The 26,245-nt window shown below is 72.0% G+C and carries 21 protein-coding genes and 4 pseudogenes; 7 read left to right on the forward strand and 18 right to left on the reverse strand.

Going from position 1 to position 26,245, the window contains the following annotated elements; all coding sequences use genetic code 11:
- The 5 genes from carB to pyrR form a co-directional block, all read right to left on the reverse strand.
- On the reverse strand, nucleotides 1-1,347 hold a 1,347-nt coding region (carB, locus tag ACQEUR_RS23390; RefSeq protein ID WP_433034887.1), incomplete at its 3' end, for a carbamoyl-phosphate synthase large subunit.
- On the reverse strand, nucleotides 1,347-2,468 hold the full coding sequence (gene carA / locus ACQEUR_RS23395) for a glutamine-hydrolyzing carbamoyl-phosphate synthase small subunit (RefSeq protein WP_433034890.1): 1,122 nt from the start codon (nucleotides 2,466-2,468) through the stop codon (nucleotides 1,347-1,349). The genes carA and carB, both read right to left, overlap by 1 nt.
- Nucleotides 2,465-3,745 carry a dihydroorotase gene (locus tag ACQEUR_RS23400; protein WP_433034893.1) on the reverse strand — a complete coding sequence of 427 codons (1,281 nt, stop codon included), beginning with the start codon at nucleotides 3,743-3,745 and terminating at the stop codon, nucleotides 2,465-2,467. Before ACQEUR_RS23400 ends, carA begins: the two co-directional genes overlap by 4 nt.
- On the reverse strand, nucleotides 3,742-4,665 hold the full coding sequence (locus tag ACQEUR_RS23405; RefSeq protein WP_433034896.1) for an aspartate carbamoyltransferase catalytic subunit: 924 nt from the start codon (nucleotides 4,663-4,665) through the stop codon (nucleotides 3,742-3,744). The genes ACQEUR_RS23400 and ACQEUR_RS23405 overlap by 4 nt, the downstream gene beginning before the upstream one ends.
- Nucleotides 4,662-5,249: a bifunctional pyr operon transcriptional regulator/uracil phosphoribosyltransferase PyrR gene (pyrR, locus tag ACQEUR_RS23410; RefSeq protein WP_433034899.1), complete on the reverse strand. Its 588-nt coding sequence runs from the start codon at nucleotides 5,247-5,249 to the stop codon at nucleotides 4,662-4,664. Before pyrR ends, ACQEUR_RS23405 begins: the two co-directional genes overlap by 4 nt.
- Nucleotides 5,250-5,533: 284 nt before the next feature.
- Between pyrR and bldD the strand changes: the two are divergent.
- Nucleotides 5,534-6,020: pseudogene (bldD, locus tag ACQEUR_RS23415) on the forward strand (transcriptional regulator BldD).
- 564 nt (nucleotides 6,021-6,584) lie between these two features.
- Here the strand turns inward: bldD and nusB are convergent.
- The 5 genes and pseudogenes from nusB to ACQEUR_RS23440 form a co-directional block, all read right to left on the reverse strand.
- Nucleotides 6,585-6,995 carry a transcription antitermination factor NusB gene (nusB, locus tag ACQEUR_RS23420; protein ID WP_433034965.1) on the reverse strand — a complete coding sequence of 137 codons (411 nt, stop codon included), beginning with the start codon at nucleotides 6,993-6,995 and terminating at the stop codon, nucleotides 6,585-6,587.
- 23 nt (nucleotides 6,996-7,018) lie between these two features.
- A pseudogene (gene efp, locus ACQEUR_RS23425) lies at nucleotides 7,019-7,581 on the reverse strand (elongation factor P).
- A gap of 74 nt (nucleotides 7,582-7,655) precedes the next feature.
- Nucleotides 7,656-8,111: a type II 3-dehydroquinate dehydratase gene (locus tag ACQEUR_RS23430; RefSeq protein WP_433034968.1), complete on the reverse strand. Its 456-nt coding sequence runs from the start codon at nucleotides 8,109-8,111 to the stop codon at nucleotides 7,656-7,658.
- Nucleotides 8,112-8,132: 21 nt separating this feature from the next.
- Nucleotides 8,133-9,196: pseudogene (locus tag ACQEUR_RS23435) on the reverse strand (3-dehydroquinate synthase family protein); the annotation flags it as partial.
- A gap of 11 nt (nucleotides 9,197-9,207) precedes the next feature.
- Complete coding sequence (locus ACQEUR_RS23440; RefSeq protein WP_433034902.1) at nucleotides 9,208-9,993, reverse strand: helix-turn-helix transcriptional regulator; 786 nt, start codon at nucleotides 9,991-9,993, stop codon at nucleotides 9,208-9,210.
- Here ACQEUR_RS23440 and ACQEUR_RS23445 point away from each other — a divergent pair.
- Both ACQEUR_RS23445 and ACQEUR_RS23450 read left to right on the forward strand, forming a co-directional pair.
- The gene (locus ACQEUR_RS23445; protein WP_433034905.1) at nucleotides 9,979-10,143 is read left to right on the forward strand and encodes an alpha/beta fold hydrolase; all 165 of its coding nucleotides are present in this window, start codon (nucleotides 9,979-9,981) and stop codon (nucleotides 10,141-10,143) included. The genes ACQEUR_RS23440 and ACQEUR_RS23445 overlap by 15 nt on opposite strands.
- A gap of 89 nt (nucleotides 10,144-10,232) precedes the next feature.
- On the forward strand, nucleotides 10,233-10,508 hold the full coding sequence (locus ACQEUR_RS23450) for an alpha/beta fold hydrolase (protein WP_433034908.1): 276 nt from the start codon (nucleotides 10,233-10,235) through the stop codon (nucleotides 10,506-10,508).
- A gap of 84 nt (nucleotides 10,509-10,592) precedes the next feature.
- Here ACQEUR_RS23450 and ACQEUR_RS23455 read toward each other — a convergent pair whose 3' ends face one another.
- The 5 genes from ACQEUR_RS23455 to ACQEUR_RS23475 form a co-directional block, all read right to left on the reverse strand.
- A complete protein-coding gene (locus ACQEUR_RS23455; RefSeq protein ID WP_433034911.1) occupies nucleotides 10,593-11,240 on the reverse strand; it encodes a response regulator in 648 nt (215 codons plus the stop codon).
- Nucleotides 11,237-12,487, reverse strand: a complete 1,251-nt coding sequence (locus tag ACQEUR_RS23460; RefSeq protein WP_433034914.1) for a sensor histidine kinase — start codon at nucleotides 12,485-12,487, stop codon at nucleotides 11,237-11,239. The genes ACQEUR_RS23455 and ACQEUR_RS23460 overlap by 4 nt, the downstream gene beginning before the upstream one ends.
- An 83-nt stretch (nucleotides 12,488-12,570) precedes the next feature.
- Nucleotides 12,571-13,098: a shikimate kinase gene (locus ACQEUR_RS23465; RefSeq protein WP_433034917.1), complete on the reverse strand. Its 528-nt coding sequence runs from the start codon at nucleotides 13,096-13,098 to the stop codon at nucleotides 12,571-12,573.
- A gap of 58 nt (nucleotides 13,099-13,156) precedes the next feature.
- Entirely contained in the window at nucleotides 13,157-14,335 is a 1,179-nt protein-coding gene (gene aroC / locus ACQEUR_RS23470; RefSeq protein WP_433034920.1) for a chorismate synthase, read from the reverse strand.
- A gap of 69 nt (nucleotides 14,336-14,404) precedes the next feature.
- On the reverse strand, nucleotides 14,405-14,911 hold the full coding sequence (locus ACQEUR_RS23475; protein ID WP_433034923.1) for a MarR family winged helix-turn-helix transcriptional regulator: 507 nt from the start codon (nucleotides 14,909-14,911) through the stop codon (nucleotides 14,405-14,407).
- 167 nt (nucleotides 14,912-15,078) lie between these two features.
- Between ACQEUR_RS23475 and ACQEUR_RS23480 the strand changes: the two are divergent.
- Nucleotides 15,079-16,269 (forward strand): annotated as a pseudogene (locus tag ACQEUR_RS23480) (multidrug effflux MFS transporter); the annotation flags it as partial.
- 901 nt (nucleotides 16,270-17,170) lie between these two features.
- Here ACQEUR_RS23480 and ACQEUR_RS23485 read toward each other — a convergent pair.
- A complete protein-coding gene (locus ACQEUR_RS23485) occupies nucleotides 17,171-18,103 on the reverse strand; it encodes an AfsR/SARP family transcriptional regulator (protein ID WP_433034926.1) in 933 nt (310 codons plus the stop codon).
- Between the two features lie 325 nt (nucleotides 18,104-18,428).
- Between ACQEUR_RS23485 and ACQEUR_RS23490 the strand changes: the two genes are divergently transcribed.
- Together ACQEUR_RS23490 and ACQEUR_RS23495 are read left to right on the forward strand one after the other, a co-directional pair.
- Complete coding sequence (locus tag ACQEUR_RS23490; protein WP_433034929.1) at nucleotides 18,429-19,514, forward strand: hypothetical protein; 1,086 nt, start codon at nucleotides 18,429-18,431, stop codon at nucleotides 19,512-19,514.
- 12 nt (nucleotides 19,515-19,526) lie between these two features.
- Complete coding sequence (locus ACQEUR_RS23495) at nucleotides 19,527-20,465, forward strand: carbohydrate kinase family protein (RefSeq protein ID WP_433034932.1); 939 nt, start codon at nucleotides 19,527-19,529, stop codon at nucleotides 20,463-20,465.
- Here ACQEUR_RS23495 and ACQEUR_RS23500 read toward each other — a convergent pair.
- Both ACQEUR_RS23500 and ACQEUR_RS23505 read right to left on the reverse strand, forming a co-directional pair.
- Nucleotides 20,415-22,556 carry a tetratricopeptide repeat protein gene (locus ACQEUR_RS23500; protein WP_433034935.1) on the reverse strand — a complete coding sequence of 714 codons (2,142 nt, stop codon included), beginning with the start codon at nucleotides 22,554-22,556 and terminating at the stop codon, nucleotides 20,415-20,417. The genes ACQEUR_RS23495 and ACQEUR_RS23500 overlap by 51 nt on opposite strands.
- A gap of 111 nt (nucleotides 22,557-22,667) precedes the next feature.
- Nucleotides 22,668-23,078, reverse strand: coding sequence for a hypothetical protein (locus ACQEUR_RS23505; protein WP_433034938.1), 411 nt, complete (start codon nucleotides 23,076-23,078; stop codon nucleotides 22,668-22,670).
- A gap of 572 nt (nucleotides 23,079-23,650) precedes the next feature.
- Here ACQEUR_RS23505 and ACQEUR_RS23510 point away from each other — a divergent pair.
- Nucleotides 23,651-26,236, forward strand: coding sequence for an ATP-binding protein (locus ACQEUR_RS23510; RefSeq protein WP_433034941.1), 2,586 nt, complete (start codon nucleotides 23,651-23,653; stop codon nucleotides 26,234-26,236).
- Nucleotides 26,237-26,245 lie beyond the last annotated feature (9 nt).

Raw genomic sequence — 26,245 nt, forward strand, 5'->3', positions numbered from 1 at the left:
CACCTGGTCGACGGGGCGCAGCCGCAGCGCCCGCTCCGCCGTGTAGAGCCGGCCGTCGTGCGGGACGGCCAGCGCCGCCAGCGTGGACTCCAGGGTGGCGCCCTCCGGGTCCGGTACGGTCCAGAACCCGGCCTCCCGGGTCTCCATCGACCGCATGGCCTTGTTCAGCGCCTCGGCGAAGTTGCGGCCCAGGCTCATCGCCTCGCCGACCGACTTCATCGTGGTGGTCAGCTCCCGGTCGGCGGCCGGGAACTTCTCGAAGGCGAACCGCGGGATCTTCACCACCACGTAGTCGAGGGTCGGCTCGAACGCGGCCGGCGTCTTCAGGGTGATGTCGTTGGGGATCTCGTCCAGGGTGTAGCCGATGGCCAGCTTCGCGGCGATCTTCGCGATCGGGAAGCCGGTCGCCTTGGAGGCCAGCGCCGAGGAGCGGGAGACCCGGGGGTTCATCTCGATCACGACCAGCCGACCGTCGGTCGGGTTGACCGCGAACTGGATGTTGCAGCCGCCGGTGTCGACGCCGACCTCGCGGAGCACCGCGATGCCGAGGTCGCGCAGGCGCTGGTACTCCCGGTCGGTGAGCGTCATCGCCGGGGCGACCGTGACGCTGTCCCCGGTGTGCACGCCCATCGGGTCGATGTTCTCGATCGAGCAGACCACCACGACGTTGTCGTGCCGGTCGCGCATCAGTTCGAGCTCGTACTCCTTCCAGCCGAGCACGCTCTCCTCGATCAGGACCTCGTGCACCGGGCTGGCCGCCAGGCCGGCGCCGGCGATCCGGTCCAGGTCCTGGTCGGTGTGCGCCATCCCCGAGCCGAGGCCGCCCATCGTGAACGAGGGCCGGATCACCACCGGCAGCCCCAGCTCGGCGACGGTGTCCCGGACCTCGTCCATGGAGTGGCAGACCCGGCTGCGCGGGGTCTCGCCGCCGGCCTTGGCGACGATCTCCTTGAACAGCTGCCGGTCCTCACCGCGCCGGATCGCGTCGATGTCGGCGCCGATCAGCTCCACGCCGTACTTGGCGAGGACTCCGGACTCGTGCAGGGCGACGGCGGTGTTCAGCGCGGTCTGCCCGCCCAGGGTGGGCAGCAGCGCGTCGGGCCGCTCCTTGGCGATGACCAGCTCGACGAACTCCGGGGTGATCGGCTCGACGTACGTGGCGTCGGCGAACTCCGGGTCGGTCATGATGGTCGCCGGGTTGGAGTTGACCAGGCTGACCCGCAGCCCCTCGGCGCGCAGCACCCGGCAGGCCTGGGTGCCGGAGTAGTCGAACTCGCAGGCCTGGCCGATGACGATCGGGCCGGAGCCGATCACCATGACGTGCCGCAGGTCGGTCCGCTTGGGCATCAGTGGCCCTTCTTCTCAATGAGTTCCGCGAAGCGGTCGAAGAGGTAGTCCGCGTCGTGCGGGCCGGCCGCCGCCTCCGGGTGGTACTGCACGGTGAACGCCGGCACGTCCTTCGCCCGCAGGCCCTCGACCACGTTGTCGTTGAGGCACACGTGGCTCACCTCGACCTCGCCGAAGTCGGTGTCGATCACCTGGTTCAACGGCGCGTCGACGGCGAAGCCGTGGTTGTGGCTGGTCACCTCGACCTTGCCGGTGACCCGGTCCAGCACCGGCTGGTTGATGCCACGGTGGCCGTACCCCAGCTTGTAGGTGCCGAAGCCGAGCGCCCGGCCGAGGATCTGGCTGCCGAAGCAGATGCCGAAGAGCGGGACCCCCCGGCGCATCACCTCGCGGGCCAGCCCGACCGGATGGTCGGCGGTGGCCGGGTCGCCGGGGCCCGGGGAGAAGAAGACGGCGTCCGCACCCGTGGCCAGCACCTCGTCCATGGTGGACGTCGCAGGCAGGACGTGCGTGGTGACGCCGCGGGCGGCCAGCCGGCGCGGCACGTTGCGCTTGATCCCCAGGTCCAGCGCGGCGACGGTGAACCGGTGCTCACCCTCGGCCGCGACGGTGTACGGCCGTGGCGTACTGACCTCGGTGGAGAGGGCGGCACCCACCATCTTCGGCGCCTCCCGCACCCGGGCCAGCAGCGCCTTGGGGTCGTCCTCCACGCTCGACACGCCCACCCGCATGGCACCCCGCTCGCGCAGGTGCCGGGTCAGCGCCCGGGTGTCCACGCCGCTGATCCCGACCACGCCCTCGGTGGCGAGCCGGTCCTCCAACCCGCCACTGCTGCGCCAGTTCGACCCGATCCGGGCCGGGTCCCGCACCACGTAGCCGGCCACCCAGATCCGGCCGGACTCGTCGTCCTCGCCGTTGACCCCGGTGTTGCCGATGTGCGGCGCGGTCTGCACCACCACCTGCCGGTGGTACGACGGGTCGGTCAGCGTCTCCTGGTAGCCGGTCATCCCGGTGTTGAAGACGGCCTCGCCGAAGGTCTCCCCCACGCTGCCGTACGCCTCGCCGCGGAAGGTCCGCCCGTCCTCCAGGACCAGGATGGCTGGTCTTCTCCGACTGCTCACTTCACGGCCTTTCCGTCCAGCACCGTCGGCTCGCCCCGCAGGAACGTGGCGACGATCCGCCCGGGCAGGGTCAGCCCGGCGTACGGGGTGTTGCGGCTGCGGCTGGCCAGTCCGGCCGGATCCACGGTGTGCCGCCCGGCGGGGTCGACCAGGGTCAGGTTCGCCGGCACCCCGGGGGCGGGATCCCGACCGTGGTCGGTGAGGCCGGCGATCCGGGCCGGGGTCCGGGACATCCGCTCGGCGATCAGGTCCCAGCGCTCCCCGAGCACCGACAGCAGCACCGACAGTGCCGTCTCCAGCCCGAGCATGCCCGGCCGGGCGTACGCCCACTCGCACTCCTTGTCCTCCAGCGCGTGCGGGGCGTGGTCGGTGGCGACGATGTCGATGATCCCCTCGACCAGCGCCTCGCGGAGCGCGGCGACGTCGGCGGCGGTACGCAGCGGCGGGTTCACCTTGAACACCGGGTCGTAACTCTCGGCTCGTTCGTCCGTCAGCAGCAGGTGGTGCGGGGTGACCTCGGCGGTGACCCGGACCCCGCGCGCCTTGGCGTGCCGGAGCACCTCGACGCTGCCGGCGGTGGAGAGGTGGCAGACGTGCAGCCGGCTGCCGACGTGCTCGGCGAGGAGCACGTCCCGGGCGATGATCGCCTCCTCCGCCACGGCCGGCCAGCCGGTCAGTCCGAGCCGGGTCGAGACCTCGCCCTCGTGCATCTGGGCACCCTCGGTCAGCCGGGGCTCCTCGGCGTGCTGCGCGATGACCCCGTCGAACGCCTTGACGTACTCCAGCGCCCGGCGCATCAGGCGCGGGTCCGCCACGCAGTGCCCGTCGTCGGAGAAGATCCGCACCCGGGCCGCGGAGTCGGCCATCGCGCCGAGTTCGGCCAGGCGTTCGCCGGCCAGCCCGACGGTGACCGCCCCGATCGGCTGCACGTCGACCAGGCCGGCCTCGCGGCCGAGCCGCCACACCTGCTCGACGACTCCGGCGGTGTCGGCGACCGGCGAGGTGTTCGCCATCGCGCAGACGGCGGTGTAGCCGCCGAGCGCCGCCGCCCGGGAGCCGGACTCGACGGTCTCGGCGTCCTCCCGGCCCGGTTCGCGCAGATGCGTGTGCAGGTCGACCAGGCCGGGGAGCGCGACCAGGCCGTCGGCGTCGACCACCGCCGCGTCCCGCCCGCTCAGCCCGGAGCCGGCCTCGGCGACGACGCCGTCGCGCAGCAGCAGGTCGGTCGGCTCGGCGCCGAGGACCCGCACCCCGCGGATCAGGTACGCCTCACTCATCGGTTCATTCCCCCCAGCAGCAGGTACAGGCAGGCCATCCGGACGGAGACTCCGTTGGTGACCTGTTCGACGATGGTGGACCGGGGCGAGTCGGCGACCTCCGGTGCGATCTCCATCCCCCGGTTCATCGGCCCGGGGTGCATCACGATCGCGTGGTCCGGCAGGCGCCGCATCCGCGGCCCGTCCAGCCCGTAGCGGCGGGCGTACTCGCGGGCGGACGGGAAGAAGGAGTCGGCCATCCGCTCACGCTGCACCCGCAGCATCATCACCACGTCGGCGTTCGGCAGCACGGCGTCCAGGTCGTACGAGACGTCGGTGCCGGGAGCGAGCGCCGCGCCGATGTCGACCGGGATCAGCGTCGGCGGCCCGACGAGGGTCACCTTCGCGCCCAACGTGGCCAGGAGCAGCACGTTGGACCGGGCGACCCGGCTGTGCAGCACGTCACCGACGACGGCGACCTGGAGGCCGGCGATCCGGCCGAGCCGGGACCGCATCGTGTACGCGTCCAGCAGCGCCTGCGTCGGGTGCTCGTGGGTGCCGTCCCCGGCGTTGAGCACCGAGCCGTCCACCCAGTTGGCCAGGGTGTGCGGCGCACCGGAGGCCGGGTGCCGGATCACCACCGCGTCCGCCCCCATCGCCTGGAGGGTCAGCGCGGTGTCCTTCAGGCTCTCGCCCTTGGAGACGCTGGAGCCCTTGGCGGAAAAATTGATCACGTCGGCGGAGAGCCGCTTGGCCGCCGCCTCGAAGGAGATCCGGGTCCGGGTGGAGTCCTCGTAGAAGAGGTTGACCACGGTCCGGCCGCGCAGCGCGGGCAGCTTCTTGACCTCGCGCCCGGCCACCGTCGCCATCTCGGCCGCGGTGTCCAGGATCAGGGTGGCGGTCTCGGCGTCGAGGTCCGCCCCGGAAAGTAGGTGCCTCATGGGTGCGCGGACCCTCCGATCAGCCTGACCTCGTCGGCCCCGTCGGTTTCGGCGAGAGTGACCCGGACGCTCTCGGCGAGCGCGGTGGGAATGTTCTTGCCCACGTAGTCGGCCCGGATGGGCAACTCGCGGTGGCCCCGGTCGACCAGGACGGCGAGCTGTACGGAACTCGGCCGGCCGATGTCGCTCAGCGCGTCCAGGGCGGCCCGCACCGTACGGCCGGAGAAGAGGACGTCGTCGACGAGGATGACCCGCTTGCCGTCGACCCCGCCCGGCGGTACGTCGGTCGGGCCGACCGCCCGGACGGCGTGCCGCCGGAGGTCGTCGCGGTAGAGCGTGATGTCGAGCACACCGACCGGTACGTCGATCTCCTCGAAGGCACTGATCCGGGCGGCCAGCCGGCGGGCCAGCGGCGCACCCCGGGTGGGAATGCCGAGCAGGACGGTGTCGGCGGCGCCCTGGGTCTTCTCGAGGATCTGGTGCGCGACCCGGTCGACGACCCGGGCCAGCTCGGCGCTGGTCAGGATGACCTTCACGGACGGTGGCGAGCCCGGCTGCGGCTGGGCAGCCTGCGGGTAGGCCACGGAGGACCTCCTTCCCCGCCTCACGGGACGGGTCGTTAAAGGATGTCGAATTCCGGCTCGCGCCTGGTGGGGCGCTGGGCCGGGGCTCCAGCCACGTTACCACTGGCCACGGGGCCGACCGTCGCGGGTGGCTGACCGCCGAGTCAGCGACCGGAAACCGGCCGGCCGAGCACGATCTTTGCAATAGGTAGGTAACTAGCACTTGACCCCGTGTCGCAATCCCCGTACCGTCACGCTCCGTAGCGATCGCTGGGGAGATCCCCGACCAGCACTGGGAGTGCCGAATGCCCTCTGAATACGCCAAGTCGTTGGGCGCGCGCCTGCGCTCCATCCGTCAGCAGCAGGGTTTGTCCCTGCAGGGGGTGGAGGAGAAGTCAAACGGGCGTTGGAAAGCCGTCGTCGTCGGCTCGTACGAGCGAGGTGACCGCGCTGTCACCGTGTCGCGGCTCGCCGAGCTCGCCGACTTCTACCGGCACCGTCTCGGAGCTGCTGCCTGACGGCAGTGGTGTCCGTCACGAGCCCACGAACAAGATCGTGCTCGATCTGGAGCGCCTGTACGACGAGGCGTCCGAGGATCTCGCGTACGTCGCCCGCTATGCCCGGGCCATCCAGCAGCAGCGGGGTGACTACAACGGGCGGGTGCTGTCGATTCGCGCGGACGACCTGCGGGCGCTCGCGATCGTCTACGACTCCTCCCCTTCCGGGCTGATCGAGCGGCTGACCGAGCACGGCGTACTCGTCGCGGACCCACGGGCGCTCTTCGCGTCCTGACCCCCGGGCAGGCGACTAACGGGGTTCGTGCCCACCGGCACGGACCCCGTTTGCTCTTTTCCCGCCTCTTTCCCGCCTCGCTGAAGTCCGCTCCCCCTCCCGGCGCCGCTCCGCGCCCCGGACGGACTCCCCCTGAGGTTCGGCGGTCGTCCCGGGCCGCCGGACTCACCCCTGAAGATTCGGCGGCCCGGACCGCCGGACCCACCCTGAGATTCGGCGGCCCCCGGACCGCCTGTAGAGCTGGGTGCACGGACGGGGCAGCAGGGGACAGCCGCACCCGCGCCCCCGGGCGCACAGACGGGGCAGCACCGGACAACCGCACCCGGCGCCCCCGGGGCACAGACGGGGCAGCTCTACAGGTGCCGGAAACAACATCGGCGTCCAGGGGGCGGCAAACAACAGCGCGCCCAGACGGGCGGGCGACGTGGCGCATTCCGACGCGCCCCGTCGCGCGGGGCCCGGCGGTGAGCAGGCCATCGCTCGGGACGCCGAAACAGCAGCGCGAGGCGGATGGAAACCCGACCCTGGGCGCGAACGCCACCGCCCCGCGGGGCGGAAGCGGATCTACCGGGTGGCGTACTCGGCGATCCGGCCGAGGATGCCGTTGAGGAAGCGCGGTGAGTCGTCCGTCGACATCTGCCGGGCCAGCTCGACCGCCTCGCTGATCGCCACCGCGTCGTCGATCTCGTCGAGGTAGAGCAGCTCGTAGATCGCGATCCGGGCCAGGTTCCGGTCGACGACCGGCATCCGGTCCAGCGTCCACCCCTCCGCGTAGGTGTCGATCAGCTCGTCGATCCGGCTCTGGTTGGCGGCGACGCCCTCGATCAGGCCGATCGCGTAGTCCAGGTGATCCGGCCTCGGCTGGTCCAGCCGGCGCAGATAACCGGTGAGCACCTCGGCGGGGGGACGGGCCCGCATGTCGGCCTCGTAGAGGACGTCGAGTGCCCGCTTACGCGCCTTGCGGCGGGCGGGCATCTGCGACTTGGGACCCTCCGCCATCAGGCGCGGCCGAGGTAGCGGCCGTCGCGGGTGTCGACCTTGATCTTCTCGCCCGTGGTGATGAAGAGCGGCACCTGGACCGTCGCGCCGGTCTCGACGGTCGCCGGCTTGTTGCCGCCGGTGGACCGGTCGCCTTGGAGGCCGGGCTCGGTGTAGGTGATCTCCAGCACCACGCTGGTCGGCAGCTCGACGTAGAGCGGCACGCCCTCGTGGGTGGCGACGATCGCCTCCGCCTCGGGCAGCAGATAGTTGGCCGCCTCCCCCACGGTGCCGCCGGGGACCGGGATCTGGTCGTACGCCATCTCCAGGTCCATGAAGACGTAGTCCTCGCCGTCGGCGTAGAGGTACTGCATGGTGCGCTTGTCGACGGTGGCCGTTTCGACCTTGGTGCCCGCGTTGAACGTCTTGTCGACGACCTTGCCGGACAGCACGTTCTTCAGCGTGGTGCGCGTGCGAACGCACCGCCCTTACCGGGCTTGACGTGCTGGAACTCCACGACGGCCCAGAGTTCGCCGTCGAGATTGAGAACCAGCCCGTTCTTCAGGTCGTTGGTGGTGGCCATTTCCTGCCTTGATCTTCATATACGCGGAGGGACCCGGCAAGTCTACTAGGAACGTCCAGCTGATCTTGGCCCGGTCACGCGGGCGGCCGTTCCGGACTCTGGGCCAGATGCGAACGCTGGGCCAGATGCAGCAGGGCCAGCCGGTAGCCGTCCACGCCGAGCCCGCAGATCACCCCGGTGGCCACGGCGGAGACCACCGAGTGATGCCGGAACTCCTCCCGGGCGTGGATGTTGGAGATGTGCACCTCGATCAGCGGGCCGCGCAGCAGGGCGCACGCGTCCCGCACCGCGTACGAGTAGTGCGACCAGGCGGCCGGGTTGAGCACCACCGCCGCCTCCTCGTCGGCCGCCTGGTGCAACCAGCCGATCAGCTCGGCCTCGGCGTCGGTCTGCCGCACCTCGACGTCCAGCCCCAGCTCCCCGCCGAGCTTGCGGCAGCTCTCCGCCAGGTCGGCGTAGCTGGTCACCCCGTACACGTCCACCTGCCGGCTGCCGAGCCGGCCCGGGCCTGCGAAGCCCGGTGCGCGCAGGCCACGTCGACTGCGCCCCCGCGCCACCTCGGCGTACGCCTCGCGGAGCAGGTCGTCGTCGGGACCTTCCAGAATGCCGGTGCGGGCCAGGCCGTCCAACACCACGAAGCGCAGCCGGTCGCCCCGGGTCTTCTTGTCCACCCGCATCGCGGCCAGCAGTTCCGGCCAGGCCTCGCCGCGGTACCCGGTCGGCAGCCCCAGGGCGGTCAGTACGCTCCGGTGCCGCCGCGCGGTCGCCTCGTCCAGCCGTCCGGCCAGCCGGGCCAGCGCGAGCAGGTAGATCGTAGGGCTCGTCGAGACGGCGCTCGCCACCGCGGGTCGACCTTCTCGATCGCGTGCCCGAGGGTGTGGCCGTAGTTGAGGATCTCCCGCTGGCCGGCCTCGCGCAGGTCACCGGAGACCACGTCCACCTTCACCTGGATCGTCCGCTCGACCAGCTCGCGCAGCACCGCCCCGCCGGGGTCGGTGGCCGCCGCCGGATCCGCCTCGACCAGGTCGAGGATGGCCGGATCGGCGATGAAGCCGGACTTCACCACCTCGGCCAGCCCCGCCGCCAGGTCGACCGTCGGCAGCGAGTCCAGCATCGCCAGGTCGCAGAGCACCCCGGCGGGCGGATGGAAGGCGCCGACCAGGTTCTTGCCGGCCGCGGTGTTGATGCCGGTCTTGCCGCCGACCGCGGCGTCGACCATGCCGAGCAGCGAGGTCGACACCGACACCCAGCGGACCCCGCGCAGCCAGCAGGCGGCGACGAACCCGGCCAGGTCGGTGAGGGCACCACCGCCCACCCCGACCACGGCATCGGTACGGGTGAAGCCCGCCGCGCCGAGGTCGTCCCAGCACCGGGCGGCGATGTCGATGCTCTTGCCGGCCTCGGCGTCGGGCACCTCGATCGCCAGCGGGCGGGCCCCGGCGGCGCGCAGCCGCTCCGCCACGCGGTCGGCGTGCGCCTTGAGCGGGGGCGCGTGGAGCACCGCGACGCGCTCGGCGCCGGTCAGCAGCGGTGGCAGCGCGGCCAGCAGGTCGCGACCGACGAGCACGTCGTACGGCCGCTCACCGCCGACCGGGATACGGGTCGATTCGTCCATCGGTTAGCAGCCTAGACGAGGGGGTCGGGGGCGACGCTTTGCCCGGCCGGCCGGGCGGGCGGCCGCTCGACGAAGCCCGCCAGCCGGGCGGCGTACGCCGTGACCGCCGGGCGCAGCTCGTCGGGGCGGACGACCGTGAACGGCCAGCCGAGCCCGGCGAGCATCTGCACCATGCCGGTCAGGTCCTCGGCCCGGGCCCGCAGCAGCACGCCGTCGGCCGTGCCGGTCAGCTCGGCCACGCTCGGCGGGATCCGGCGGCGGGCCTGCGCCAGGTCGGTCTCCAGCAGCACCTCCACCTCCCACCGGTAGGGCACCCCGGCCAGGGACCGGACGACGTGCCCGACCGGGTCGAAGCCGACCGGCACGGTGAAGCCCTCCGCGCCGAACGTCACCGAGTCGATCCGGTCGAGGCGGAAGGTGCGGATCTCCCCGCGCCGGGGGTCGTGTCCCGTCACGTACCACCGTCCGGAGCGGAAGACCAGCCCGTACGGGTCGAGGTCGCGCGGCGACGGTTCGGCGCCCCGGGAGCGGTACCCGATGGTGACCCGGCGCCGGGCCCGGGCCGCCTCGCCCAACGCGAGCAGGGTCGAGGTGGCCGGCCGGGGCGTGTCCGGCCCGCGGCGCAGGCTGAGTCCCACGGTTTCCTGCACGGCGGCGAGCCGGTCCGCGAGCGGCGCGGGCAGCACCCGGCGGATCTTGGCCTGCGCCAGGCCGGTGGCGGGAGCGGCGGTGCCCAGTCCGAGACGCTCCGCGGCGATCAGACCCAGGACCTGCGCGACGTCGTGCTGGTCGGCCACTCCGGCGGCGGGATGCCGGTCCAGCAGGTCGCGCAGCGGGTCCCGGCGCGGCTGGCCCGGGTGGTCTACCTGGACAGCGGTCCGCTGCCGGACGGGGTGGCGCAGTCGACACCAACCCGCCGGAGGAGCAGGAGCGGCTCCGGGCGCTGATCAGCGACGGGCACCTGCTGCCACCACCGGCCTGGGAGCCGGCCGAGGATCCGACCAACCTGGCCGGGCTGGCCCCCGAGACGCTGGACGTGCTCCGGTCCCGCGCCACCGGGCAGCCGCTGCGCACCGCCACCGACCCGGTACGCCACCTCCCCGCCCCGCCGGTGCCGACCGCGCTGATCGCCTGCACCTTCCCGGTCGAGATGGTGCGGGAGATGATCGACCAGGGGAACCCGTTCTTCGCCGGGCTGGCCGGCGCCGACCTCTACGCGCTGCCGACCGGGCACTGGCCCATGTTCAGCGAACCGGAGCGCCTCGCCGAGCTGCTGGCCCGGATCGGCGGCCCGCCGACGGACAGGACCTGAGCCCGGGGTGTAAGGAAGGGGCCCTTCCTATACCGAAAACGATAGGAAGGGCCCCTTCCTTACACCCGGGTCGGCTGCCCACGGTCAGTCCAGGCCCGCCTCGTGCACCAGGATCGCCGCCTGGACCCGGTTGCCCAGGCCGAGCTTGGCCAGCGCCCGGCTCATGTGCGTCTTCACGGTCGCCTCCCGCATGGCCAGTTCCCGCCCCACCTCCGCGTTGGAGAGGCCACGGGCCACCGCCCGGATCACCTCCCGCTCCCGGTCGGTCAGCTCGGCCAGCCGGGCGCGGGCCCGCGCCGCCTCGTCGCTCCGGCCCGCGGCGAAGCTGGAGATCAGCCGCCGGGTCACGGTGGGCGACAGCATCGCGTTGCCCTCGGCGACGATCCGGACCGCGGCGGCGAGGTCCCGGGGCGGGGTGTCCTTGAGCAGGAACCCCACCGCACCGGCGCGCAGGGCGGCGTGCACGTACTCGTCCAGGTCGAAGGTGGTCAGCATGATCACCCGGGGCGGCTCGGCGAGCCGGTGCAGCGCGGCGGCCGCGGCGAGCCCGTCCGTGCCGGGCATCCGCACGTCCATCAGCACCACGTCGGGTCGGTGCCGCTGCACCGCGGCAACCGCCTCCGCCCCGTCCGCCGCCTCGGCGACCACCGAGATGTCCCCCGCCGCCTCCAGGATCATCCGCAGGCCGGAACGGATCAGCAGCTCGTCGTCGACCACCAGGACCCTGATCATCCGGCCTCCCCGGTCGTTCCGGCCGGCAACCGGGCCAGCACGGTGAACCCGCCGTCGAGGCGGGACCGCGCGTGGAACTCGCCACCGAGCAGTTCCACCCGCTCACGGAGCCCGATCAGGCCAAGTCCGCTGCCGGGCAGCGGCCGTACCGGTGCCGGGGTGGCCCGGTTGTGCACCGCGATCTCCAGGGTGTCCGGCAGGTACCGCAACACCACGTCGACCCGGGACCCGGCCGCGTGTTTCACCACGTTGGTCAGCGCCTCCTGGATCACCCGGTAACCGGTCCGGTCCGGCGCGGAGGGCAGCGGACGTACCGTTCCCTCGTCGTGCCGGTGCACCGCGAGCCCGGCGGCGCGGGCCTCGGCCAGCATCCGGTCCAGCCCGCGCAGCGTCGGCTGCGGGGCGAGCAGGTCGTCGGGCGGCCCGACCGGCACGGTGCCGCCGACCACCGGCTGGGTCCGGAGGATGCCGAGCACCTGGCGCAGTTCGGCCAGCGCCTCCCGGCCGGTGGTCCGGATCAGCGACGCCTCGGCGACCGTGCGCTCGTCCGCCGCGCTCACCTCCAGGGCGCCGGCCCGCAGCACCATCAGGCTCACCCGGTGGGCCAGCACGTCGTGCATCTCGCGGGCGATGCGGCCCCGCTCGTCGATCCGGGCCCGCTCCGCCCGGTCGAGCTGTTCCCGCTCCAGCCGGGCCGCCCGCTCACGCAGCCCGGCGAGCACCTGGCGGCGCGCCGCCGCCCAGAGCCCGGCGAGCGCCGGCAGCCCCACCAGCAACCCGGTGAGCGCGGCGGCCGGCAGCACCACCACCATCGGGTGTCCGTCGGCGATCAGCAGGCCCATCGCGACCGGCACGAAGACGACCAGACCCGCCGCGCCGAGCAGTCCGGCGAGGGCGCCCCGCCGTCGCGTCGTCCCGGCGAGCGTGTAGACCGCGACCACCAGTCCGCTCCAGGAGGAGAAGGCGAGCCAGCCCACCACCGCCAGCACCAGCAGCGCCGACGGCCAACGGTGCCGCAGCGTGACCGCGACCCCGGTGAGCACCGCCAGCACGAACATCGCCGGGATCCACCGGCCGGAATAGAGGTGCTGGCCACCGTACGCGGCCAGCGGCGGCGACACCCGCGGACTGGCGAACCAGAACAGGAACACCAGGAAACCGAGCGTCACCGGCGGCAGCCAGCACAGCTTCCGGCTGAGCCAGGCGAAGGGACGGGCCCCGATGGCCGGCGGGGAGTCGTCGAGCACCCCGCGAGCCTAGGCCGGCGGGCGCGGGCGCGGATTCGCCGAAAGTCGTACCGGGGTGCTCCGCCGTGGGTCCGCGTCACGGATCAGCCGGCGGCCCCGCTGGTCCGCTCCTCGCGGAGGCCGGCCAGGATCTCCTCGGCTACCTGCGCCGGGGTCCGCCCGTCGGTGATGACCGTCCGGCCGGCCACCTCGGCGTAGAGCGGCCGCCGCTGGTCGAGCAGGTGCTTCAGGGTGGCCCGTGGGTTCATCGCCAGCAGCGGCCGGCCGGCCCCCAGGCCCACCCGCCGGGCGGCGTCCGGCAGCTCCACCGACAGGTGGACCACCCGGTGCCCGGCCAGTGCCGCGCGGGTCTCCTCGGCCAGGATCGCGCCGCCGCCGAGCGCGAGCACCCCGTCGAAGGAAGCCAGCGCCGTCGTCACCGCGGCCCGTTCGAGGGTACGGAAGTACGCCTCGCCGTCGTCGATGAAGATCTCCGGGATGGTCTTGCCGGTCACCGCCTCGATGTCGCTGTCGGTGTCCCGGAACTCGACGCCGAGTGCCGCGGCGACCAGCAGCCCGGTGCTGGTCTTTCCGGCACCCGGCGCGCCGACCAGCACGCAGACCGGCGCCATCAGAGGCCTGCTTCCGTTCGTGACCGCGGGGCTCGCAAACCCGGCTCACTCCTCGCACTCACCGGACCACCAGGTTGTCCAGGTAGCCCGTGAGGTTACGGCGGATCTCGGTGACCGAGTCGCCGCCGAACTTCTCCATCGCCGCCTCGGCGAGCACCAGCCCGACCATGGTCTCGGCGACCACCGCCGCCGCCGGCACCGCGCAGACGTCCGAGCGCTGGTTGATCGCGGTGGCCGGCTCACCGGTCAGGACGTCCACGGTGGAGAGCGCCCGGTTGAGCGAGGAGATGGGCTTCATCGCGGCCCGGACCCGCAGCGGCTCACCGGTCGTCATGCCGCCCTCCAGGCCACCGGCCCGGTCGGTGACCCGGCGCACCCCGGTCGCGGTCGGCACGATCTCGTCGTGCGCGACGGAGCCCCGGGACCGGGCCTGTTGCCAGGCGTCACCGATCTCGACTCCCTTGATCGCCTGGATCGAGACCAGCGCGGCGGCGAGCCGGGCGTCGAGCTTGCGGTCCCACTGGACGTGGCTGCCCAGCCCCGGTGGTACGCCGTAGGCGAGGACCTCGACGATGCCGCCGAGGGTGTCGGCGTCGGCCTTCGCGGCGTCCACCTCGGCGACCATCCGGGCGCTCGCCTCGGGGTCGAGGCAGCGCAGCGGGTCCGCGTCGATCCGCTCGGCGTCCTCGGGGCGGGGTTGCAGGCCGGGCTTGACCGCGACCGGGCCCAGCTCGACGACGTGCGAGAGGATCTCGATCCCGAAGGCCTGCCGGAGCAGCGCCCGGGCCACCGTGCCGACCGCGACCCGGGCGGCGGTCTCCCGGGCGCTGGCGCGTTCGAGGATCGGCCGGGCGTCGGTGTGGCCGTACTTCTGCATGCCGGCCAGGTCGGCGTGCCCGGGACGGGGACGGGTCAGCGGGGCGTTGCGCGCCTGGCCGGCCAGCACCTCCGGGTCCACCGGGTCGGCTGACATCACGGTCCGCCACTTCGGCCACTCGGAGTTGCCGATCCGGACCGCGACCGGGCTGCCCAGCGTCACGCCGTGCCGGAGACCACCGATGATCTCCACCTCGTCGCGTTCGAAGGCCATCCGGGCGCCCCGGCCGTAGCCGAGCCGTCGCCGGCCGAGCTGGTGGACGATCTCCTCGCTGGTCACCTCGACGCCGGCGGGCATCCCCTCCAGGAGTGCCACGAGGGCGGGACCATGGGACTCACCTGCGGTCAACCAGCGCAACACGACGCAACTCTCTCCTCGCCCCGATCGGACCGGCCGATCGACGGTCCAGTCTGGCACGGCCGCCGGCGGCTATTCCGCACCGCCCGCGCCGTCCCGTACTGCGGACCGTACGGCCGTCGGGGGCTCCTGGTCGGTCAGCAGAACGAGCAGGTGACGCAGTTGCGGCGCGGCCCGGACGATGTCCCGCCGGGCCGCCTCGTCGAGCCGGTCCAGCGCGTCGAGCAGCAGGTCGCGGCGATGCCCGGCGTAGTCGGCGAGCCGGCCGCGGGCCGCCGGGGTCAGCCGCAGCCGGACCACCCGCCGGTTCTCCGGATCCCGGTCGCGCTCCAGCAGCCCGGCCCCGGTCAGCTCGCCGACCAGGGTGCTGACCGTGTTCGCGGCGGTGTGCAGCCGCTCGGCCGCCTCCTTGACGCTGATCCCCGGCCACCGTTCGACCAGCCGCAGCACCTCCACCTGCGCGTCCGGCAGCGGCGGCCGGCCGGTGCGCCGACTGGTCACCCTGCGCAGCACGCGGTGCAGGTCGGCGACGGCCGCACCCAGTTCCTCCGCCGCCCGGGCCGTCCCGTCCTCGGTCATCCCGGGCCCTCCGTAGTCATCTCGTCACCACCGGCTCGCCGCCGCCGACATTCCACCGCCCCGCCGGGGGCGTCGTCCACCTCACATCGCCAAGGCTCCGCCGCGCCCGAAAAGCTCTGTCAACAGAGCTAAAGTTCGGGTTCCCGGAAAGATCAGGGGGACGTACGGTGTCGAGTCCCAGCGCAGCCGCGCCGGTCCGTCGCGGCGACGCGGCCGTGCTGCTCGTACTGCTCGGCACGCTGACCGCCGTCGGACCGCTCTCCCTGGACATGTACCTGCCGGCGTTCCCGGCGATGACCGCCGAGTTCGGCGCCGGCCAGTCCGGGATCCAGCTCTCCCTCACCACCTGCCTGTTCGGCCTGGCCCTCGGACAACTGGTCACCGGGCCGCTCAGCGACCGGTGGGGCCGCCGGCCACCGGTGCTGATCGGCGTCACCGGATACGTGCTCTGCAGCCTGCTCTGCGCCTTCGCGCCCTCCGCCCCGGCGCTCGCCGCGCTCCGGCTGGCCCAGGGGTTCACCGGCGGCATGGGCGTGGTGGTGGCCCGGGCCATCGTCCGGGACCTCTACTCGGGCGTCGGGGCGGCGAAGTACTTCTCCCGGCTGACCCTGATCTTCGGCATCGCCCCGGTCGCGGCACCGAGCCTGGGCAGCCTGGTGCTGCGGTTCGGATCCTGGCGGGCCGTCTTCGTGACCCTGGCGGTGATCGGCGCCGTACTCCTCGCCGTGGTCGCCTGGCGGCTGCCCGAAACCCTCCCCGCCCAGCGGCGCAACGTCGGCGGGCTGCCCGCCACCGCCCGCGCGATGCGGACGCTGCTCACCGACCGGATCTACCTCGGCTACGCGCTCACCCAGGGACTGGCGTTCGCCGGGCTCTTCGCCTACATCTCCGGTTCCTCGTTCGTGTTCCAGGAGGTCTTCGGCGTACCGGCGGACTGGTTCAGCCTGCTCTTCGGGCTCAACGCCGCCGGCCTGGTCGCGCTCGGCCAGCTCAACGCCCGGATGCTCGACCGGTTCCCGCCCCGCCGGCTACTCACCGCCGCGCTCACCGGCGGTCTGGTCGCCGCCGTCGGTCTGCTCGCCGGTGCGGTCGGGCAGAGCCTGCCCGGCGTCGCCGTGGCGTCGTTCCTCTTCGTCGCCAGCATCGGCATGGTGCTCCCCAACGGCCTGGCCCTGGGGCTGGACCGCCATCCCGGGCACGCCGGCACCGCCGCCGCCGTGATGGGCGCGATCCAGTCGAGCGTCGCGGCCGGCGCCGCGCCGCTGGTCGGACTCGGACCCGACGGCAGCGCCGTCCCGATGGCGACCGTGATGCTCGGCACCGCCAGCCTCTCGGTGCTGGTGCTCGTCACCCTGAGCACGAACTCGCACTGGTGGCGGCCGGCACCCGCGACAGGTGGGACGGGGCCCGTACGAGGCCGGTCCGAGTCACCTCGGGTCTGACGTAGCGCCCTTCCGGTCGACATCCGGCCGACGACGTCATGCGGGCCAGTAGTCAGCACCGGCCCAACCCGCTGGTCGCCGACCTCGCGAGCGAACACCTGCCAGCGACAGGCGGACCACCACCCAGGCGGACAGAGCCTGGCCCGGCCGCCGCAGGTATCCGGTGGCGGGCATCGTCGGCACCTCGAACGGCAGCGACCCGGTCAGTTCTCCGGATCCCCGGGCGCGAACTAGCCCACCGCCGCCCGGATGGCACTGTTGTACCAACCCGCGCGGACAGGGGAGCCCCTGGTTCCAGGCCGTCGTACGGACAACCCCTCCCCTGGAGCCCCACTGTCCCCGGGACCTAAACAGCCGACAGCCGGCCGATCCGCCCCGGCTAAGCGGCGTTAGTGTACGCCTCCGAAACTGCTGCTACGGTGGTGACGGTGGCCGGTTCCGGGTTCAACCTCGCCCCCACAGCTTCCCAGTGTGCTATCGCCAGGAACGCAATTAAGACAAGAGTCGCTGACCTTCTTTTTGGGCGAATGGGCGCCACTCGGGCAAGTTCCGAAAGAACCAACTTGAACAAATCTTTCACGATCGAGCGAGACCCTCTCCACATTTTCTCGACGGAAGGCAGGCTGCACAAACGAAGGACCTCGACGACAGAGCGTGACGACGCCGTGTCCCTTTGTTCTCCTTCTGGCGCCCATGATCGGCGCGCTAGTGATCCTACGCAGACTGTTCCGAGGAGACAACTCGCTCAGAAAGGATCAAGTTTGCACATTCGGCACCAGAATCGGAAGTGACCGAGAGTAGCGCGACCCTCACTTCATCATTCGGAATCCCGGGGTTCCAGGATGTATTGTGGGCCCCACGCTTGGTACACTTTTCCGTTGTGCGTCGCGGTCATGACGACGCCGTAGTGCGCCGGCGCCCCGGGCCGTTCCTCGTCGGCCCCGGAAATGGGCTCCACCATCCCGGTGGATGGCGACAACATAATCTCGAAATCGAGCCGACTGGCGTCCGCCTCCCGAATCAGGCGATCCGCCAACGCAGTTATCCGCGGACTAGGGCGTACCCGGACGGCGCTCCACATCCGGTCAGCGGCCCGCTGGAGGAAGCCGGGAATCATCGCCTGATGGCCGGAGCGGGCCAGTCCGAACATCGCCAGCGCCACCAGCCGGTCGGTGGGCACGATCTGATCGAGCAGCTCGGTGGCCTGTCCGGCCACGGACGCGTGCTCACCCACCCTGAGCTGTTGCTCGAAGAGGGCGCACAGCACTTCGATCCGCCTGCGGCACAGCGTGTACCGGCGTCGCTCGGCCCAGTCGCCGGTGACGTCCACGAGCGGGTCGGCCAGCCAGAGGTCGAGGGCCTGCCGGTAGCCGTCGATCGCTGCACCGTGGTCCCCCACCCGCGCCTTCGCCTCGGCGGCGGACGTCAACGCCGCGAAGCGGTGGTAGTCGATCGCCGCCGGTGCGACACGCAGTTCATACGCCCGCGGCCGGTGGTTCAGCACCAGGTCACGCCGGCCACCGGCCGCCTCGACCGCCCTGCGGACCGCCCGGACATAGCTCGCGATGCTCTCCGCCGCCTTCACCGGGGCCTGCTCGCCCCAGACATTCTCGATCAATGTGTCGAGTTGGACGGGGCGGCCCGGGCTGAAGGCGAGTGTGGCGAGGACACACCGTTCTCCGGAGCGCTCGAGGCCGACGATCCTCTCACCGACGCGTAGGTGCACAGCGCCGAGCAGTCGGAGATCCATTCTGTCTCCCGCGGGTCGCCGTCGAGACATCGATGGATCGAGTGTGCCAGCGACGCCCGCCACCGCACCATACGGCGAATTTCCGCCCGGCTGAGCTGCGCGGTCCCGGCTGTGCCCGCACTCGCGTCCGGACTGCCGTCCGCATCCACGTCCGGGGTCGCCCGACAGTCTCGGAGCTCGTTGTCCACCGGATGTGAGGCGAGGTGCGGTGATGGCCCGAGAGTGGTTATCGGTCCCGGTCGGCAAGGGCGCCGGGAACTGGAGAACGACGGCAACGCGGCGAACCGTACTGGCGGTCGCACACACCGTGGCCAGCATCGGCCACGTGCTCGATGCGATCGAGCTGATCGAGTGCGACCGCCGGATCCAGGTGGTGTTCACCCAGGCACCCGACGTGTTCCGCAACGGCGTCGACGAGCATCTTCGCGCCCTCGGCGCGGTGGTGATCCCCTGGCAGCAGGCCACGGAGACGGATTTTGATCTTGTGGTGGCGGCCGACTGCGCGGGGGTGCCCGAGTTGCACGGACCGGTGCTGATGCTGGCACACGGGGTGATGAACAACAAGCTCGCCCCCGCCAACCTCGGCGGCCCCGGGAGCGGACTGGTGGTCGGGCTGGCGGCGCCCTGGTTGACCTGGTACGGCCGGCTGTTTCCCGCGACGGTCGCGCTGTCGCATCGGGACCTTCTGTCGGTGTTGACCCGTCAGTGTCCCCAAGCGGTTCCGATCGCGAAGGTGGTCGGCGACCTGTGCCTCGACCGACTGACCGCGAGCACACCGCGCCGCACCGCGTACCGGCACGCCCTCGGCGTCGCCGACGACCGCACTGTCGTAGCCCTGAGTTCGACCTGGGGACCTGACTCGCTGCTGGGCCGCTCGTGGCGGACGTTGTTCGACCTGCTGGCCGAGTTGCCGGAGGACGCGTACGCCGTGCGACTCGCCGTCCACCCCGCCCTCTGGCACGGACACGGCCCGCGCCAGGTACTGAGTTGGCTGCGCGAGCATCGGGGGTCGGGACTGCGGGTGGTGGAGCCGACGAGCTGGCGGGGACTGGTGGCGGCCGCTGACGTGGTCGTCGGCGACCATGGTTCGGCGACCACCTATGCGGCGGCCGCCCGGGTGCCGGTGCTGCGCTCCGCCGGTCCGACCGGCTTCACGGCCCCCGGTTCGGCCACCGAACTGCTCGCCCAACTGGTGCCGGTGTTCACGCCGGGGCGGCCGCTCCCGGCGCAGTTGGACGACGCGATGCGGATGCGGCCAGCCGGCCAAACCATTGGCCGGGCCGTGACCTCCGCGCCGGGTGCGGCGGCGCGCCTACTCCGCGCGGAGATGTACCGGCTGCTGAGGCTGCCCGAGCCCTCCGCGGAACCCGTCGCCGCGCCCGTTCCGCCGCCCGTGTTGGTCGAGTGGTGAGGGGCGGCGGCGATGGGTAGCAGAATTGTGGTGGCCGGAGTGGCGAGCCTGGCGGTCCATCTCGCAGTCGACGGCTTCCCGCTCCGGTACGCGCCGGTCGCCACCCCGGGCTGGATCGGCACCGGCCTCGGCGGCGCCGGCGCGCAGATCGCGACCATCCTGCGCCACCTGGGCGACGACGTCAGCCTCCATACCGTGGTCGGGGAGGACCAGGCCGGAGTCCTGGTGCGGCAACAACTCCGGGCCACGGGGCTGGACGGCCCCGGCGTGGTCGGCGGAGCCTCCTCCTCACAGACCGTGGTGCTGGTTGCCCCGGACGGCAGACGCATGGTCTATCCGCATCTGACCGTGGTCAACGCGGTGCGCTACCCGGAATCGCGTTTCGCGGAGGCTCTGGCCGGCGCAGACCTCGCCGTACTCGCCGCCGTCGACTTCGTGCGGCCGTTGTTGCCGGCCGCGGTGCTCCAGGGTGTGCCGATCGCGGTCGACATGAACGTGATCGCCGACATCAACGAGCCCTACTACCAGCCCTGGCTCGAAGTCGCGGACATCATCTTCTGCAGTGGGGAGAAGCTGCCCTGCCCCGCGCCGCAGTGGATCGCCACGGTACTCCGCCGCTATCCGGGAGCCGCCATCGCCGCCGTCGGGTGCGGGTCCCAGGGCAGTGTGCTCGGTCTGCGGGACGGGACGTTGGTCACCGCCGCCGCGGTGGCACCGCTGGGCGTCCGGAACACCTCCAGCGCGGGCGACAGCCTCTTCGCCGCGTTCCTGCACAACTGGCTCGGGACCGGCAACCCGATCGAGGCGCTCGCCGATGCGGCGGTGTTCGCCGGGTGGCGCATCGGGCACCGCGAGCCGACGTCGGTCCTGCTCAGTGCGGCGGAGCTGGCCAGGCTGCGGTCACGGCATCCGGTAAGGATCGGTCTGGGCCGGTGGAAGCAGGTCGACTAGCCGACGCACCTGTTCGACCTCGGTGTCGTCCAGCTCCCGGTAGATGCCCAGGGCGTGGTTGAGGTGGGCACGGGCCTCGGCGAACTCCCGCTGTGACAGGGCGAGTTCGCCGAGCCGGTGCAGGGCCTGGGCCTGTCCGCGCGGGGCATCCAGTCGACGCATCTCCGCGAGCGCCCGGGTCAGGGTCTCCCGGGCCCCGCCGGGTTCGCCCGCCTGGCCCAGCGCGCGGCCCAGTTCGATCCGCAGCCGGGCGTCGTTGTACCGGTCGACGCCGCCGAGACCGGCGAAGACGGTCGCCGCCTCGTCCAGGTGGGACAGCGCCTCCCGGTGCCGCCCCGACTCGTTCTCGACCGAGGCGAGGTTCAGCAGCGCCAGGCCGGTTCGCCGGTGCTCGCCCAGTTCCCGGCACAGCCGCAGCTGGCGTTCGAAGCACGCCGCCGCCTCCGGATGGCGGTGCTGCGCCAGGGCGACCATGCCGAGTCCCTCGGCGGCCGACGCCGTGCCGTACCGGTCGTCGATCTCCGCGCAGATGCGCTGGCAGCGCTCGAACAGCTCCCGCGCCTCGTCGAACCGCGCCAGGTCGAAGTGTCCGAAGGCCCAGCGCCGCAGCATCCGAGCCTCCCGGTCGCGGTCACCCATCCGCCGGGCGCACTCCGTGGCCACCCCGTCCACCCGCATCCGGTCCTGGTGGTACCGGCGGAGGTGGAACAGAGCCCAGATCGCGTCCGCGATCTGCCAGGCCACGAGCGGTAGGTCCGGTGCGGCGTCCTGGACGGCGGCGACGAGGTTCACCCGCTCCCGCTCCAGCCAGCCCAATGCCTCCTCAGGGTCGGCGAGCACCACGAGGTCGTTGTCGGGACCGGCGAAGGGATTGTCCCGGTCGCGACGCCGGTAGGGGGTCAGCAGCCGGTCCGCGGCGGAAGCACCCGCGAGATACCAGTCGAGGATGCGCCGACGCAGCGCCGGATGGTTGGGGTCGGCCAGCGCGTGCTGCCGGGCGTGCAGCCGTACCAGGTCGTGCAGGCGGAACCGGTCGTCGGCCACCTCGTTGAGGAGGTTCGCCTCCAGCAGCGTGTCCAACAGCCGGGCCGTCTCTTCCCGGTTCGTGTCGAGTCCGGCGGCCACCACCTCGGCTCCGAACTCCGGCCCCGGGTGCAGACCGAGCAGCCGGTAACACTGTCCGACCGGTCCGGCGAGCTTCTGGTATGACAGGTCGAACGCCCCCTGCACCGAGACCTCCTCCCACCCGCCGAGAACGCGCAGCCGTCGATGCTCCGCCGTCAGTTCGGTGACCAGGCGGCTGATCGGCCAGCGGGGACGTATCGCCAGGCGGGCCGCGGTCACGGCCAGGGCAACCGGGAACCCGGCGCAGAGGCGCACCAAGGCGGCCGTCGAGATCGGGTCCCGGTCGACCCGGTCGCTGCCCACGGCCCTGCTCAACAGCTCGGTCGCTGCCTGCTCCGGCAAGGGCTCCACGGTCAGGAACCGGGCACCCTCGCCCACCAGGCCGCTCAGCCGCCACCGCGTCGTGACCAGGACGACGGAACGGGCCGAGGTGGGTAGCAGCGGACGGAGTTGACCCGCAGAGAGAGCGCTGTCCCAGCACAGGAGCAGTTTCTTGTCCGCCGTCATCGACCGGAACATCGCCGCCTGCTCCGCGGTCTCGGCCGGAACGCGGTGCGGGGAGACACCCAACGATCGCAGCGCCCGGCCGAGCACCTCGCCAGGGGCCACCGGGCCGGCGGGATCGAAGGCGCCGAGGTCCGCGTAGAGCTGACCGTCGGGAAACTCCGGCGCGACGCGCTGCGCCCAGCGCAGCGCGAGGGCGGACTTGCCGATCCCACCAGCTCCGGTGACCACGATCAGCCCCGGTCCCGCCCGGGTCCCGGCCAGCAACCGGTCGATTTCGGCTAGCTCAGCTTCGCGGCCGACGAAGTGAGCCGGTGGCGCCGGAAGCTGTCGGGGCACCGGAAGAACCGTCTCGTCGCGATGGTGGAAGTGGACGCCCCCGTCGATCCTGGCCGCCTGCACCGTCGGCCCGGCGGCGGTGCCGTGCAGGACGTTTCTGACCTCACCACTTCCACTGGCCACCGACATGGTGCGTACCCACCCCACTCCGCCGGCCGTTCCCCGAGCCGCGGCCACCGTGACTGGATCAACGATATCGACGACCGTCAAGGAAAGGCGGCTCCGGTCACCCGGTCACCCCGCGCGGCGTGAGCCAGCCGGGGCCGTTGGGCCGAAGGAGATGCCACCGGTCACGTCGCGCGCCTGCACCACCGTGCCGGTGACGGCACCGGTCACCTGGTTGACGACGTTGTCCGCACCGACGACGGCGACCCGTTCGTCACGCACTTCCCGCCACAGTTCGCCCAACTCCTCAGCGAACCCCGGATCACGCGCCGCCACGTCGGCCAGCAGCACCGCCAACCGGCCTGCCCGCACCTGGTCGTCCGAGTGCGCTAGGGCGTCGTCCAGTGTCCGTTCCGCATCCGGGTCACCGCGCAGTTTACGCCGGACGAGCCGCGACAGGGCCGCGAAAGCCGCCCTCCCGCCCTCCGACATGCCCTCCGCGACCTTCGTCGCGAGGGCCGCCGCCACCGCCACGATCACCGGATCAGTCATCCGTCACCCCCGGCATCCTGACACACCGAAACTCCCAGCCTACGAGGTCGACGACCACAACCCCGGCCGACGCGGAAGCGATTGCGCAAGATGCGTAATGAGCCAAAGTGCCCGACACAAGAGCCGTCCACATCGCGGGAGAGAAGATGAGCGAATTTGATGAATTTACGGCGCCGACGCGCTCACTGTTGATGTTCGGCGCCATGCAGAGCCTGGCCGAAAACACTGGTACGCGGCATTATCAAGAAACAAGAATGCGTTTCGAGATCACTATAGACCAGTCGACCATGACGCCCGAAAGATCCTTCGCATATTGTCCTGCGTCCTTATGGTCGGGGAAACACCGCATCCTCAGGGGGTCCCGTGAGCACAGCTGTCGAGATGTCCGCGCACCGTCCGGACGTGCACACCAATGGCATTCACCCGCCTGTACCCACACCGGCGAGGCGATCATTATGACCTCGACCGACAGCGGACCGCGGCGTGGCGCGCGGCCCCGACCACCGGCGCCCGAGCCTGCGGCCGGCGATGTCCCGGGCCCGGAACGACCGCCTGCGAACGTGGACCGCAATCTCCAGGCCCGCAGCAGCAATCGGGTCTACCAGGCAGCTGGTGATCAGTACATCCTGGACCGGCCAGGGACGGCCCCGGTAGCGGTCAGCAACACCCTGCCCCGGGACACCGCCGGTTTCACCGGTCGCGACGACGAACTGCGCAGCCTGCTCGAAACGGTCGGAGCGCCGGAGGGCGGCACCCTGATTCCGGTGCACGCGATCGACGGCATGCCCGGGATCGGCAAGACGGCTCTGGCCGTGCACGCCGGCCACCTGCTGGCACCACGGTTCCCGGGCGGCCAGTTCTTCGTCGACCTGCACGCGCACAGCGCCGGACAGGGGCCGGTCCGGCCCGCCGACGCGCTGTTTGCCCTCCTGTCCGCCGACGGGGTGGATCCCGGACAGATCCCCTCCGACCTCGATGCCCGGGCCGCACTGTGGCGCGGTCGGATGGCGGGCCGTCGGGCACTGGTCATCCTGGACAACGCCGCCGGGCGAGAACAGGTCGAAGCCCTGCTGCCCGGCGCGGCGGGCTGTCTGGTCTTGGTAACCAGCCGGCGCCGGCTGACCGGGCTGAGCGCCTGTCACGCCGCCATGGCGCTCCCACTGGGCACGCTCTCCCCGGAGCACGCCGCCGCGCTGTTCACCACCATGGCCGGCCGGCCGGTCGACGGGGGTGAGGCGGCCGCGATCGACGATCTGGTACGGCTCTGCGGTTGCCTCCCGTTGGCGATCTGCCTGCTGGCGGCGAAGCTTCGGCCGGAACCGCAGTGGCGGGTTGCCGACCTGGTGCGGGAGCTGGCGCACGCGAGCGACCGGCTCACCCAGATGCGCGCCGAGGACGTCGCCGTCGCGGCCGCCTTCGACCTGTCATACCAACTGCTGCCGGCCGGCATGAGGCGGTTCTTCCGCCGTCTGGGACTGCATCCGGGAGCCGACCTGGATCGCTATGCCGCCGCCGCCCTGGACGCCACGTCGACGGCGAAGGCGCAACGGCAACTTGACGCCCTGTATCACCACCATCTGCTCGACCAGCCGGTCCGGGGCCGGTACCGGATGCACGATCTCATCGGCGAATACGCCCGGGACCGGGTCCACAACGATCCGATCCCGGACCAGACAGAGGCCGTCAATCGAGTTCTGGACTACTACCGGTACGCCGCCCACGCCGCCAACCGCCGTCTCTCGCGCCCCGGCCGGCGGCCGGCCGACATCGCCGTGCCGCCCTCGACCGCACTGCCGGAGCTCCGTACCCGGGCCCAGGCCCTCCAGTGGAGGGACGCCGAACGCGGAAACCTCCTCGCCTGCACCCGTCTGCTCTCGATCGATGCGGGAAACCGGCGGGTCATCACCTTCGCCGCCGCGGTTGCCCCCTATCTGCGGCAGAACGGCCCGTGGGACGACGCGATCCACCTGTACGAGACCGCTGCCACCGCCGCGCGAGAGGCCGGTGACCGGCCGGCTCAGGCCGACATCCTGCACCAGCTCGGGACCATCCACCGGGCCTGTGGCAACTACGGGCCGGCGGCCGATGCGCTCTGGCAGGCCCTCGACCTCCACCAGCAGCTCGACCTCGTGGGCGGCACCGCCGACGTCCTCACCGAGCGGGCCGGTCTGCGCCGCCACACCGGGGACCACGCGGACGCCGCCGCCGACCTCGAAACGGCACTGGGCCTGTACGAGGACCTGGGCGACCTGCACGGACAGGCCAGTGCCCTGGGCGAACTGGCAGTGGTGCGGCATCTCGCCGATGACCGCACAGCGGCCCTGGCGGCACAGCAGCGGGCCCTGTCCCTCTATCGGAAGCTGGGTGACCTGCACGGAGAGGCGGACACCCTCAACCACCTCGGTCTCGCACAGCAGGTGGTCAGCGACTATCCGGCAGCCATCGACGCCCACCGGCAGGCTCTGGAGAGCTATCGGGCCCTCGGTGACCGGTACGGCGAGGCCCGCGCGCTGAACTGCCTCGGCATCGCGCTGTGCGAGATCGGCGAGCATTCCACCGCGGAACCGGTGCTGACCGAGGCGCTGCCGATCCACCGCAGTCTCGGCTACCGCTTGGGGCAGGCCAACGCGCTCAACTACCTGAACACGGTCCATCGCGCCCGCAACGACCACGCCGCCGCCGAACGCGCGCTCAGCCAGGCGCTGAGTCTCTACCGCGAGTTGGGCTACCAGGTCGGTCAGGCGGACGCGATCAATCAACTGGGCGTGCTCGCCCGGCTCGCCGGTCGCCATCAGGCCGCCGCCGCGGCCCACCACAAGGCACTGGCCATCGCCCGGCGTATCGACCATCCGCTCGTCGAGGCGCAGGCACACAACCAACTCGGCCAGTCGCTGCTGGCCCGCGACCAACCCTCGCGGGCTCTGGAGCACCATCGACGGGCCCTGGGGTTGGCCTGGCGAGCCGGTAACCCACGCGAGGAGGCGCAGTCGTACGAGGGGATGGGCCGCTGCGCGATGCGGCTCGGTGACCGGGGGCAGGCCGAGCAGACGCTGCGCGAGGCCGGTCAGATCTACCAGCGCATCGGCGCCCCGAGGCTGGCCAGAAACGTGGCCGAGTGGGCCGAGCGGAACGTCGGCGTCGCCTGACCTCACGGA

Origin of the sequence: Plantactinospora sp. CA-290183 (assembly GCF_050936375.1) — a bacterium.
Lineage (GTDB): Bacteria > Actinomycetota > Actinomycetes > Mycobacteriales > Micromonosporaceae > Plantactinospora.